The sequence below is a fragment of the Arsenicicoccus piscis genome (assembly GCF_022568835.1).
GTDB lineage: Bacteria > Actinomycetota > Actinomycetes > Actinomycetales > Dermatophilaceae > Arsenicicoccus > Arsenicicoccus piscis.
Window position 1 is genome coordinate 186,578 of sequence record NZ_JAKZHV010000003.1, and the last position, 12,516, is coordinate 199,093.

The window sequence follows — 12,516 nt, forward strand, 5'->3', positions numbered from 1 at the left end:
GGTGGCATTAGGCGGGTGCCGCCACAGCAATAGGCGCCACTAGGGGATCGACGCCGTCCAAGCCAGGTGCGAGTGGACTTCGAACGGCCCAAGCCGGAGGCCGCGATCCGTTGGCGGATCGTCCAGCGTGCCCTCACGTATCTTGCGCGACTCCTCGCTATCCGGCCGACCGCGCAAGATGCAACGCCTGCGGTCGCGCAGTCTTGGCTGCATCTCGACAAACGGCTGGCGATTCTAAGAATTAGCCGATGTTATGCATCTCGGGCGTGTCCGCCGGCCCGTGTTATGGACGGGTCTGCAAGCGGTTAACGCGGGTCTTGCCCGTTCCGCGGGCTGGGCTTCTCAACGTGTGTGTCGATAAGGAACCCCGCCACGGCGAAGCCCGAGTTCACGGCAAGCTTGGCGTGGCGTGGAGCCGGTCGAACGGCTCCTTTCCCCCGGCCGTGTGCGTCGCTGAGTGAGTTCCGCAGGGACCCGATGCCGGCGACGACCGTCGTGACTCCAGACAAGATCTGTTTGATCACTTGTTCACTGTGCTGATCGGGGGCGATCTCCATGGCAGCGGCAGCGGCCTTATAGAGCCGACTCAGATCCCAGCCATTCTCGTAGGGCACTCCACGCTCGTCGCAGATGTGCTTGCAGGTGCTCTCCAGAAGAGTCCGGGTCGCCGTGATCGCGCCCTCAGGATCGGAGTGGATCTTGTCGAGAGCCTGGCGCCAGGAGTCCTGAACCGCTTTCCAGTCGGGAAGCGCCGCAAGTCGAATGGCAGCGGCATCCGCTCCAGGTGCACTCTGGCCCAGAAGGAGTCCGCGCAGCTTCGCGATGTCCTCGTCCGCCGGTCGGCCATGCTTGATGTAGCCGTCGTACTCACAGAGGTCGAGGAGGAAGCGCACCTGCTGGTCGCGAGTGAGGAGCCGAAGACCACGCTGGAATGTCTGCCAGCGTGACTCGGCTCCTCCTCCCCACCCGGTGTACTCGCCAAGATCGTCGGTGTACTCGGCGTATAGACGGTGAAGCTCGGGTCCGGAGAATCCCGTTTCCCGGGCGAACATGGTGGTCGCTAGCTCGACCACCCGGACGGGTAATTGGTCTCTAGCTTTGGGGGGGCACTGCCGCCGCCCTTTCTCGGGCCGTTTGAGAACAGGCCCGAGTTGGCGGCGGCAAACCACTCGAAGAGAACCTCCTGCCTTTCCACTTCTGAGGCTCTGGGCGCCTCGTTGGAACAGGCGATCGAGCGATATGTCCGAACCGGAGAACTGCGGACCTTCTTCAACCAGATCGACGACATCGAGCCATACGGACCCTCCGACCGCACCGGACCTGGCGTTGCCGACCTCGACGGCAGCACCAGCGGCCAGCACACGGTCGACGTCCTCATCTGGCCGAGCGGCACGTACGGCGAAGCTCAACGGCGAACCAGCATCGTCGAGCAGATCGTGGGCCAAAATGGCGGCCGGGTGCTACTTCGATCAGTCTCGGCCAGGCGTAGCTATTTGAGGGTAAGCGTCTCTTCCGCCGGGCTCGACGACCTTCTGAACAACTCAGTGGTCGAGTTGGCGCGGACGCCACCGGTCCCGTTCTTGGACTTCCGAGACTGGAGGGATCTCGACATTTCGACGATCTCTCGGTCGGAGGTCGCGAGCGAGGTAGTTGGAGTGCTTGACGACTCGCCCGAGTCAGCACATCCGCTGCTCCGCGGACTGGTTGTGTCGGACGAGTCACTAGGGCCGCCTACCTACCCATGGCAGCAGCGCGGAACCCACGGCACGGAAGTCGTCGGACGCGTCCTCTTCCCAGCACTCCACGAAGAGCTTCGGGACGCCCTGCCGATTTCGGCAATCGGGAGTGTCCGGGTCGTTCGGATCCTTGAGCCCGACCCCGCGCGCCCAGACGGCGCGCCACGGTTCGCGACCTACGCTCCTCCGCACGTTCTGGTCGAGGAAGCCATCCGTCACCTCCACGGCACTCATGGGGTGAGGATCTTCAACCTGTCCATCGGCTACGCAGAGCCGTTCAACGACCTCCACCTCGGGCCACTCACGGAGACTATCGACGACCTGGTTCGTGAGCTAGGCCTCGTCGTCGTTCTGCCGACGGGGAACGCTCCTGCCGACCTCTCGGCCCGAACTCCAAGCGGGCACCACATCATCGCTGACAAGCCGGACTTCTTCTTCGCCCACGAGCATCGACTGTCGGAACCCGGTCCGGCTGCTCTGGCCGTGACCGTCGGAGCGCTCGCTCTGAGCGGCGCACCCGCCGAACTTCCTGGCCGTGTCGGTTGGCAGGCGGCTGCCGACGCCGACGAGGCTGCACCTTTTAGCAGAACTGGGCCTGGCCTAGGGACCAATTCGAGACGCGCCAACAAGCCCGACGTTACGCACTATGGCGGCAACCTCGTGGTATCCGACACCGGAAACGTCGTGCATAACGATCTAGGTGCCTCGCTCATCAGCACATCTACACGCGGTTCCGGTGGCCAGATTTTCGCGACGGTGAACGGGACCAGCTATGCCGCCCCAGCCGTGGCCAGAGTGGCGGCCGACATCGCGTACGCCTATCCCGACGCCTCAGGAAACCTCGTCAGGGCTCTCTTGGCTGCGGGTTCAGCGCCGACCCCTCCCGCGGCCGCCCTGGCCGAACTGCACCGCCGAAACCGCGTCTACGGCTTGGGCCTCCCCGACGTCGACAGGGCGACGACAAGCGATGCCAGACGAGTGACCATGACTTACGACGGCGAAATGCCAGTCGACACCGTCCAGATTCACCCCCTGCCGATCCCCGAAGCCTTCCGTCAAGGGAGCCGACGTGATCGCGTTGTCAGCATCGCCCTCGCGTTCGACCCACCTGTTCGGCGCCAGCGACGGGAGTACCTCGCCGGGACCATGAAGTTCAACGTGTATCGGGACATCGATCCTGACGAACTTGCCGAGATTCTGAAGCGACAAGACCCCGACGATCCGGCTGATCTGATCAACGACCGGCGGAAGCTCAAGCTGCAGCCGGGCGTCAACACTTACACGCACAGCACATTGCAACTTCGCAGTTGGGTCGGGCGGGACTCGTTCGTGAACGATGACGAGACCTTCCTCATCGCCGTCACTCACAAGGCGCAGACATGGGCCCGGAATGACCCGACCTATGAGCATCAGGGCTATGCCCTCGCAGCAACGCTGGAAGACCGTGAACTGGCGACTGCTGATCTGCACCAGACCTTGCGGCAACAGCTACGTTTGCCGAGCCGCGTGCGCCTCCGCGCATAATCCGGTGCTCGCCAGGAAGGCCGGTCTCGCGCTGGGTCGCGAGACCCAGCCGTGCCATCGTCGCGGCGTCTGGACAACATGCTGATCACCCATGCCCACGACGACCGCGACCCACAGCAGAGCCACGGGATCATGCATCGGCCCCAGAACAACGAGGACCTCGTCGACACGGATAGCTCAGGAGCCCGGCGCTTCCTCCTCGAGAGTGCCACAATCGCGTATGCCATCCCTGCCTCCCGGAGCCTTCCGTGCTGTGCCCGCTGCTCTGTTCGGCGTCGGCACTGTGGCCGGCGCGGTGGGCTCAGGTCTGGGAGCCATGGGTGCGCGGGACCTCGTTGCTGCACATGAGCGGCAGGCCGCGGCGAAGCAACAGTATGAGTCCCGGGCTGCCGTGTCTGAGGATCTGCGCGAGGTCGCCAACCAGCGCCTGATCGACTTTTCGGCTCTGCAGCGAGAAGCGTTCACTGGAGTCGTGCAGCGCATGGTTGTTTGGCTTCGCTCCCACGCCAAGCAAGTGCGGGAGAGCGACAGGCTCCTCGTCGACGGACTCGAGGTTTCACTTTCCCTGATGCCCCCCACTGTCGGCCGCGAAGAGGCCGTCGCCGGCTGGCTGACGGGAGCCTCGAACACGGCACTCGCTGGCTTGGGCACTGCCGGTGCCGTCACCACGGCAGTGGAGAAGTACGGCGTGGCTGGGACTGGGTCAAAGGTCTCCGATCTTGCGGGCGCCGCGAAACAGAAGGCTGCAGCGGCCTTTCGTGGCGGCGGACCGCTCAAGAACGGCGGCGGTGGGATCGCCTTGGGCAACCTGGCAACCAAGACTGCTGTCGGTGGGATCACCTTGCTTGCAGCCGGCTCTACCTGCAAGGTCCAAGGCATCAAGGCACTGACCCGTGCCGAGGAGTTCGCGACCCACATCCAGGTTGCGTGCGCTGAAATGGACCTTCAGGACGCGAAACTGCGCGCGGTTGTCCAGCGCGCCGACGAGCTCACGGACGTGCTGACGCGACTCGAACGACAGGCCACAGTCGCCATGGACAGGCTAGAAGCCCTCACGTTCGACCCGACCGAGCATATGGCTGCCCTCAGCGAGACGATCGAGTTGGTGAGGGGCGTGCAGGGCGTCGCACAAGCTCGGCTGATCAACGAGCGGGGGGACTTGTCCGAGCAATCTGAGATCCTCAGGGTCCGGTACCGAGAGATGAACGAGGACAACAGCGATGGCTGACGAGATGCCGATCCAGGGGAAGGTGATGGACATGAAGACTGTCGTCGCCGCTCCTGAGGCGTTCGATGCGCTCACGCGCCTGGTGGACACGGCGGGAAAGTACGTCGCGATCCACGCGGAGGAGTCGCGCAAGCGTGAGGCGCTCCGCACCTATCGTGATACCGAGATCGCCACCATTAGAGCCGCGGAGGTGACACTGCAGCGCTACTTCGACGAGGCGTTCCTTGAGCGTCGTGAGGTCTTCCAGAGCCTCTTTCGGGCGATGGATCATGCCCTGGAGACCGGAGACACTCAAGGGCTGAACACCGTCGTGAGCGGGATAGTCGATGTAGCGAAGGACTCGCCGCTAGCCGCTGCAGGGGATCTGGCAAAGTTGCGGGCCGCCTTCGATGACCCCAATCAAGTCTGGTCGTTCTAGGGAGTCGTCCGAGGTGAACTGAAGTTTTCAGTCGGTCCACCTGGAGGGTCATTCGTGCAATCTCCGGCGCACGTCGTCGTGCAGTCTTGAATGCATCTCGACATCATTGCAGCAATAACGCAGGTTGAGGGTGGAGGTACTGATCCCAACGCGCAGTTATGTGAAGTACGGCGGTGTGGGGCAGTGCGTCGCCTGCGGCCCAGGCCTCGGTAAGGGCGACTTCCTCGGCCTCGCTTCCGCTGCCGGACCACCGGTGATCGGCAGAGGGTCACTCGCCGAGGTGTGTCAGCTCGGGGGTGCTGGTCGCGTCGCCAGGCTATGCGTGGCGTCGGGGCAGGGTGACCACGAAGCTCGACCCTTGTCCGGGGCCGGGGCTCGCCGCCTTGATGGTCCCTTGGTGGGCGTCGATGATGGCTTTGCTGATGGTCAGTCCGATGCCGGATCCGGAGTTGTCGCGGCTTCGCGCGGCGTCGCCGCGATAGAACCGTTCGAAGACGTGGGGTAGGTGCTCTGGCGCGATGCCTTCCCCCGTGTCGGTGACGGTGATGTCGATCTCGTCGTCCACCTGACGGGCGGAGACGGTGACGATGCCACCGGCGGGCGTGTGCCGCAGCGCGTTGGTGAGGAGGTTGCTCAGGACCTGCCCGAGGCGTTGCCGGTCGACGGTGACAGTGAGTCCCGCTGCGCCGTCGGTGTCGACGGCGAGGTTGACGCCGGCGTCGCGGTAGCGGTCCCTGACGGCTTCGCCAGCGTTCCACAACAGGTCCGAGACCGCGACCGCTTCGGGCAGCAGGCTGAGGCGTCCTTCTTCGGCGGTGGAGACCTCGTCGATGTCCTCGGCGAGGCGGGCGAGGCGGTCGGTCTGTTCGGTGAGGGCGGCCTGGGAGTCGGCACCGAGCTGGACGACCCCGTCATGCAGACCGTCGTGGTACGCGGTCAGGGTGGTGATGGGGGTGCGCAGCTCGTGGGCGAGGTCAGCGAGCATGCGACGCCGGGTGTCTTCGATCCCTTCGAGGCGGGCGGCCATGACGTTGAAGGCGCCGGCGAGGGTCTCGAGCTCGGTCCCTGTCCCGACATCTGGGACCCTGGCGGCGTAGTGGCCGCGGGAGAGCTCGCGGGCGGCGATCGTGAGCTCTCCCAGCGGTCGGCGCAGGCGGCGGGAGAGGAACCAGGTGACCCCGAGGGCCGAGAGGAGGGCGATGAGAAGGCCCAGCCCGAGGGATATCAGCGAGGCGTCCCGGTAGGCCATCTCGATGTGGACCATCTCGGGGGAGTTCTCGCTGTGCCCGGCCTCGAGCAGGTGCTGGTGGAAGATCGACGGACCGAGCAGGGTTGCCACCAACGCAGCCGTCAGGGCGCCGGCGAGCAGGACGATGCTCTGCCCGGCGAGCAACCGCGTCGCCAGCCCGCGAGGTCGCCCGAGCCCGGCCGTCTGCGCGTTCATCCCTTGCCCATCCGGTAGCCGACGCCCCGCACGGTGGTGACGTAGCGGGCGGTGTCGGGGTCGTCGCCGAGCTTGCGACGCAGGTGCGCGACGTGGACATCGACGAGGTGCTCGTCACCGACCCAGCCGCCCCCCCACACCTCGTCGATGAGCTGGCGGCGGCTGAAGGCCATCGCGGGCCGGGCCGCGAGGGTGATGAGCAGGTCCCGCTCGGTCGGCGTCAAGGCGACCGGCTCGCCGTCGAGGTGGACCTCGTGGCCGACGGGGTCCACCCGCAGGCTCCCGAAACTCCACGTGGCCGTCTCTTGGTGGGCGCGGGCCCGGTCCCCCGTGCGCGGCCGACGGAGCACCGCCTGAACTCGGGCGGTGAGCTCGCGGACGCTGAACGGTTTGGTCAGGTAGTCATCGGCGCCCACCGAGAGCCCGATGAGGGTGTCGACCTCCTCCTTGCGGGCGGTGGTGATGATGACGTAGCAGTCGGAGAAGGTGCGGACCTGGCGGCATACCTCGATGCCGTCCATCCCGGGAAGGCCCAGGTCGAGGATGACGACGTCGGGATGGCCTTCCCGGACGGCGGCGACGGCGGCGGTGCCGGTGTGGACCACGTCGGTCTCGAACCCGGCCCGGGACAGGTATGCCGCGACCATGCCGGCCAGGGTGCGCTCGTCCTCCACGACGAGGACCCGGCCCAACGGTCCAGTTGCCTCAGCTGTGCTCACCGGCCCAGTGTCCCTGCCAGGACGGTGCGAGGCGCCATGTCCCCGGCCTTCCGGGCCCGATCTTCGTCAAACCTCAACGTGACCATGACGACATGCACAGCCACCGCGACGAGCGTGGAAGGTGCCGGGCCGTCCTGGCCCGGCCAGAGGTCTGCGAGAGAAGGAGTTCACGATGATGGGAAACGGCTACGGCATGGGTTGGGCGATGTGGCTGCTCATGGGTGGCGCGGCGCTGGCGTTCTGGATCGTGGTGGTCCTCCAGTGGAGTCCAGCAGAGTGGTGTACGACGGACCTGAGTGAGCGCGTGCCTCCAACGTAGGCGCGGCCACCAGGTGGATCCTTCGAGTGATCTCTCACAACCGACTCGAAGAAGGACACCTTGATGACCGCTGTGCCCAGTATCGACCCTGCCCAGTTCCTGAACGAGCAGCTGTCCCAGGCGAGCCCCGACCTGATGCGGGACTTGCTCACCACTTTCGTCAACGCGTTGCTGTCCGCGCAGGCCGACGCGGTGTGCGGCGCGGGCTTCAACCAGCGAAGCCCGGAGCGGGTCAACTCCCGCAACGGCTACCGCCACCGTGACCTCGACACCCGGGTCGGCACCCTCGACGTCGCTGTCCCGAAGCTGCGTCAGGGCAGCCTGTACCCGGAGTGGCTGCTCGAACGAAGGAAGCGGGCTGAGAGGGCCCTGACCTCGGTGGTGGCGACCTGCTACCTGCTCGGGGTCAGCACGCGCCGGATGGACAAGCTGGTCCAGACCCTCGGCATCACCGGACTGTCCAAGAGCCAGGTCTCGGTGATGGCCAAGGAACTCGACGAGCACGTCGAACAGTTCCGCACCCGGCGCCTGGAGGACGGCGGACCGTTCACATTCGTCGCTGCCGACGCGCTCGTGCTCAAGGTCCGCGAAGGCGGCCGGGTGGTGCCCGTGCATGCGCTGGTCGCGACCGGCGTCAACGCCGATGGGCACCGCGAGATCCTCGGCGTGCAGGTCACCACCAGCGAGGACGGCGCCGGCTGGCTCGCCTTCTTCCGCGACCTGACTGCCCGCGGCTTGTCCGGGGTCAAGCTGGTCACCAGCGATGCTCACGCTGGCCTAGTGAACGCGATCGCGGCCACCATCCCCGGCGCCGCGTGGCAGCGCTGCCGCACCCACTACGCGGCGAACCTCATGTCCGCGACACCGAAGTCGTCGTGGCCATGGGTCAAGGCGCTGCTGCACTCGATCTACGACCAGCCCGACGCCGAAGCGGTACACGCCCAGTTCGACAGGGTCATCCACGCCCTTCACGAGAAGCTCCCCGCCGTGGCCGAGCACCTCGAGATCGCTCGCGCCGACATCCTCGCGTTCACGCCGTTCCCGAAGGAGGTCTGGCGCCAGATCTGGTCGAACAACCCCAACGAGCGGCTCAACCGCGAGATCCGCAGGCGCACCGACGTTGTTGGGATCTTCCCCGACCGGGCCAGCATCATCCGGCTCGTCGGTGCCGTGCTGGCCGAGCAGCACGACGAGTGGGCCGAAGGCCGCCGCTACCTCGGACTCGACGTCCTCGCCCGAGCCCAGGCCGTCGACACCAACCACGTCGAGGAGGTGACCGACCTAGAACCCCAGGCCCTCACAGCCTGACCGACACACCCAACCGAGGGATCAACCTCGTACACCACCCCAGCGGACTTGACCGGTCCTCCTGGTCCGCTCCCTACTGCCGAGTCGCCGCACTCAGGGACCCATCGACTCCCGGCCGGACCCGTTGACGTTGCTCAAGGAGGGCTTGGCCCGCGGTGAGCTCTCCCTCGAGGAGTTCGAGCAGCGCCGTCGCCTCATCGCCGAAACCCATTGACCCCGATCGATCCACAGGGAGACCCTCTCGTGACCGACTCTGCCCTGACCCGCCGGACCCTGCTGCTCGGGGGCCTTGGCGTGGCCTCCGTCGCCACCCTCGCCGCGTGCAGCGGCGCCTCTGGCACGACAGGCGGGCGTATGCCGTCCCGCACCTTCGGTGCGCCCGTCCCGGTCTCGCCGTCGCCGGGTCAGAAGACCGTGACAGCGACGTTGACCGCCAAGCCGGCCACCCTCGACCTGGGCGGCCGCACCGTGAGCACATGGGCCTACGGCGACACCGCGCCCGGGCCCGTCGTGCGTGCCACGGCCGGTGACTTCCTGCGCCTCACCCTGGACAACCAGCTGCCCGCGGACACCACGGTCCACTGGCACGGCATCCGGCTGCGCAACGCAGCCGACGGCGTCCCCGGCATGACGCAGGACCCGGTCAAGCCCGGCACGAGGTTCGTCTACGAGTTCACCGCCCCCGACCCCGGCACCTACTTCTTCCACCCGCACGTCGGTGTCCAGCTCGACCGCGGCCTGTACGCACCGCTGGTCATCCAGGACCCCGACGAGCCGGGAGGCTACGACGCCGAGTGGATCGTCGTCCTCGATGACTGGGTCGACGGCACCGGCACCACCCCCGACGACGTGCTCAAGAAGCTCATCGCCGACGGCGGTCCCGCCAGCTCCGGTGGCATGGGCGGCATGGGTGGCATGGGCGGCATGGACCACGGCTCGATGGGCGGCATGGGCGGGATGTCGATGGGCAGCCCCCCGTGGGGCGACGCCGGCGACGTCACCTACCCCTTCTTCCTCATCAACGGAAAACCCCCGACCGACCCCGACGTCCTGACCGCCAAACCCGGCCAGAAGGTGCGGCTGCGGGTCATCAACGCCGCCTCCGACACCATCTTCACCCTCGCCCTCGGCGGACACCGGATGACGATCACCCACACGGACGGGCACGCCGTGCAACCCACCGAGGTCGACGCCTTCTACATCGGCATGGGCGAACGCTACGACGCCGTGGTCACCCTCGCCGATGGCGTCTTCCCCCTCGTCGCCCGCCCGTTCGGTAAGACCAGCGGAGGTCAGGCCATGGCGCTGATCCGCACCGGGCCGGGTGCCGCACCCACGGCCGGGGTCAACCCCGCCGAGCTGTCCGGGCAGGTGCTCATCGGCTCCCAACTGCAGCCCGCCGCGTCCGCCCGCCTGCCGGACAGGAAGCCCGACGCCACTGCACGCCTTGATCTTCAAGGCTCGATGAAGCCCTACCAGTGGGGCATCAACGGCGCCCCCTTCGGCAGCAACGAGCCGCTGACCGTCAAGGCCGGGCAGCGGCTGCGGATCACCGCGACGAACATGACGATGATGACCCACCCCCTCCACCTGCACGGGCACACCTTCGCGCTGCCCTCCGGGCTGCGCAAGGACACCGTCCTGATGGCCCCGATGGAATCCCTCTCGATCGACCTGGACGCCGACAATGCCGGCGACTGGATGATCCACTGCCACAACATCTACCACGCGGAGGCCGGCATGATGATCGCCCTCAACTACGTCGCATGAGCACGCCACGACGCAAGGTGCTCCTCGCCAGCACCGCCCTCGCTGCAAGCGCGGTCCTGGCAGCCTGTGGGACAGCGGCGACCCCCGCCGGCTCCGCCTCCCCGGCCGGCCAAGCTGCCTCGTCGTCCACCGTGACACCGCCCAGCACGTCGGCGACTGCCGCGCCGAGCGACAGCCCGGCACCCGTGGCCATCACCCACATCCACGCCATCGCCCGCGACCCCAGCGACAGGACGCTGCTCCTGGCCACCCACGAAGGGCTCTACGCCAAGGAAGCCGGCGGCCTGACCCTGCGCGGACCCGTCATGGACCTCATGGGGTTCACCGTCAGCCGCGACGGGACCTTCTACGCCTCCGGGCACCCGGGCGTCGCGGTCCGCGACCTTCCGCAGCCGCTCGGGCTGATCCGCTCGACTGACCGGGGCCGGACCTGGCAGGTCATCTCCCGCGGCGGACAATCGGACTTCCACGCCCTGACTGCCGGCCCCCAGCTGGTCGTCGGCTTCGACGGCGCCCTGCGCACCACGAGCGACGCCACGCAATGGGCTGATCGCGGCATACCCGCTCCACCTCGGTCCCTGGCCGCCTCACCCACCACCGGCACCCTGGTCGCCACCACCGAGAAGGGACTGCTCCGCAGCACCGACCACGGCGCCACTTGGCAGACCCTGGACACTCCGGCTCTGTCCGTCCTGGCGGCGTGGGCCGACGAGTCCACCCTCGTCGTCGCCACGACCGACGGAAGGCTCGCCACCAGCACCGACCGGGGAGCCACCTGGACCCTCGGCACTCGCGTCGTGGGACCCGTCGAAGCACTCTGGGCCGGGCGCACCAGCAGTGGCGAGGTCGAGGTGGTCATCGCGCTGCACGACCAGGTCCTGCGCACCACCGACAACGGCGCGACCACCAGCGACGCCCTTGCCTGACCGGGAGTCTTGACCAGATCGACACGGGACCAAACCGTCACCGCCACACCCGCGCTCAACGCTGAAGACACGGAAACGAACCCGCGTCTCCGCCACCCACCCAAGGAGCCGACGATGACCCAGCACCCCACCAACCACGACTACGCGGACTTCACAAACCAGGAGCCCTCGGCACCAACAGCGCACCCCGCAGCCCACGACCACGGACGTGGCCACGGCTGGCTCATGTGGCTGATGTGCCTACCCATGCTCATCCTCGTCGGCGTCCTGATCGCCACCGGCACCCTCAGGACTGGCGCCGTCCTGTATGCCGTGGGCTGCCTGGCCATGATGGCCGCCATGATGGCCTGGATGAACCACGCCGACCGCTCCCGCTGATCGACCTTGACCAAACCTCAACACAAGGACAGTCTCGCGACAACCCGGGGACCGAAGGCTGCGTAGGAGGTGTCCGCCGACACCTCGACGCACGCCACATCCCAGGAGCCTGTTATGCGCCAGCCCGTCCGACGCACCCTCGCCGTGGTCGCCGCCGCACTGACCGCCGCCACCCTTGCCGCCTGCTCGAGCACTTCGAACGACTCAGGCATGACCGGCATGGACCACAGCGCGAGTCCGATGCCCAGCGGGAGTTCGCCCACGGTCGCGGGTAGTTCCGACGCGCGCACGGGCGACGTCATGTTCGCGCAAATGATGATCCCGCACCACCAGCAGGCCATCGAGATGGCCGACCTGGCCCTGAAGAACTCCACGACCTCTGCCGAGGTCCGCACGCTGGCCACCGACATCAAGAACGCCCAAGACCCTGAGATCGCGACCATGCGCGGCTGGCTGTCCAGCTGGGGCACGGCCCCGAGCGCAAGCGGCCACATGGACCACGGCACCGGCATGATGAGCGACGCGGACATGAACAAACTCGAGACCGCCCAAGGGGCCGAGTTCGACCGGATGTGGCTGACCATGATGGTCGAGCACCACCGAGGCGCCGTCACCATGGCCCAGCAGGTCCTCACCACGACCAAGGACCCCGAGGTGAAACAACTCGCCGAGGCGATCATCAAGGCCCAGAACGCCGAGATCACCACCATGCAGGGACTGCTCTGACCCGCTCTGCCCCCTGAGCA

General features: G+C 67.0%; 11 protein-coding genes. 8 read left to right on the forward strand and 3 right to left on the reverse strand.

From position 1 onward, the window contains the following. Nucleotides 1–305: 305 nt before the first annotated feature. The gene (locus MM440_RS06695; protein WP_241443549.1) at nt 306–1,073 is read right to left on the reverse strand and encodes an abortive infection family protein; all 768 of its coding nucleotides are present in this window, start codon (nt 1,071–1,073) and stop codon (nt 306–308) included. 144 nt (nt 1,074–1,217) lie between these two features. On the opposite strand from MM440_RS06695, the gene MM440_RS06700 reads away from it, so the two are divergent. The 3 genes from MM440_RS06700 (at nt 1,218) to MM440_RS06710 (ending at nt 4,906) form a co-directional block, all read left to right on the forward strand. Further along, nucleotides 1,218–3,260, forward strand: coding sequence for a S8 family serine peptidase (locus MM440_RS06700; RefSeq protein ID WP_241443550.1), 2,043 nt, complete (start codon nt 1,218–1,220; stop codon nt 3,258–3,260). 253 nt (nt 3,261–3,513) lie between these two features. After that, nucleotides 3,514–4,488 (forward strand): hypothetical protein, encoded by a 975-nt coding sequence (locus MM440_RS06705; RefSeq protein ID WP_241443551.1) that lies wholly within the window; start codon nt 3,514–3,516, stop codon nt 4,486–4,488. Further along, entirely contained in the window at nt 4,481–4,906 is a 426-nt protein-coding gene (locus MM440_RS06710) for a hypothetical protein (RefSeq protein WP_241443552.1), read from the forward strand. The genes MM440_RS06705 and MM440_RS06710 overlap by 8 nt, the downstream gene beginning before the upstream one ends. Nucleotides 4,907–5,222: 316 nt before the next feature. On the opposite strand, the gene MM440_RS06715 is transcribed toward MM440_RS06710, so the two are convergent. Both MM440_RS06715 and MM440_RS06720 read right to left on the reverse strand, forming a co-directional pair. Beyond that, nucleotides 5,223–6,350, reverse strand: coding sequence for a sensor histidine kinase (locus tag MM440_RS06715; protein WP_241443553.1), 1,128 nt, complete (start codon nt 6,348–6,350; stop codon nt 5,223–5,225). Further along, nucleotides 6,347–7,069 (reverse strand): response regulator, encoded by a 723-nt coding sequence (locus tag MM440_RS06720; protein ID WP_338155615.1) that lies wholly within the window; start codon nt 7,067–7,069, stop codon nt 6,347–6,349. The genes MM440_RS06715 and MM440_RS06720 overlap by 4 nt, the downstream gene beginning before the upstream one ends. A gap of 382 nt (nt 7,070–7,451) precedes the next feature. Here MM440_RS06720 and MM440_RS06725 point away from each other — a divergent pair, with 382 nt between their 5' ends. The 5 genes from MM440_RS06725 to MM440_RS06745 all read left to right on the forward strand — a co-directional run bounded on the left by MM440_RS06725 (nt 7,452) and on the right by MM440_RS06745 (nt 12,496). Beyond that, on the forward strand, nt 7,452–8,696 hold the full coding sequence (locus tag MM440_RS06725) for an IS256 family transposase (RefSeq protein WP_241441595.1): 1,245 nt from the start codon (nt 7,452–7,454) through the stop codon (nt 8,694–8,696). A 243-nt stretch (nt 8,697–8,939) separates the two neighbouring features. After that, nucleotides 8,940–10,466 carry a multicopper oxidase family protein gene (locus MM440_RS06730; RefSeq protein ID WP_241443554.1) on the forward strand — a complete coding sequence of 509 codons (1,527 nt, stop codon included), beginning with the start codon at nt 8,940–8,942 and terminating at the stop codon, nt 10,464–10,466. Between the two features lie 185 nt (nt 10,467–10,651). After that, entirely contained in the window at nt 10,652–11,392 is a 741-nt protein-coding gene (locus MM440_RS06735) for a F510_1955 family glycosylhydrolase (protein WP_241443555.1), read from the forward strand. Between the two features lie 114 nt (nt 11,393–11,506). Beyond that, entirely contained in the window at nt 11,507–11,770 is a 264-nt protein-coding gene (locus MM440_RS06740; protein WP_241443556.1) for a hypothetical protein, read from the forward strand. A 114-nt stretch (nt 11,771–11,884) separates the two neighbouring features. Further along, entirely contained in the window at nt 11,885–12,496 is a 612-nt protein-coding gene (locus tag MM440_RS06745; RefSeq protein WP_241443557.1) for a DUF305 domain-containing protein, read from the forward strand. Nucleotides 12,497–12,516: the final 20 nt, after the last annotated feature.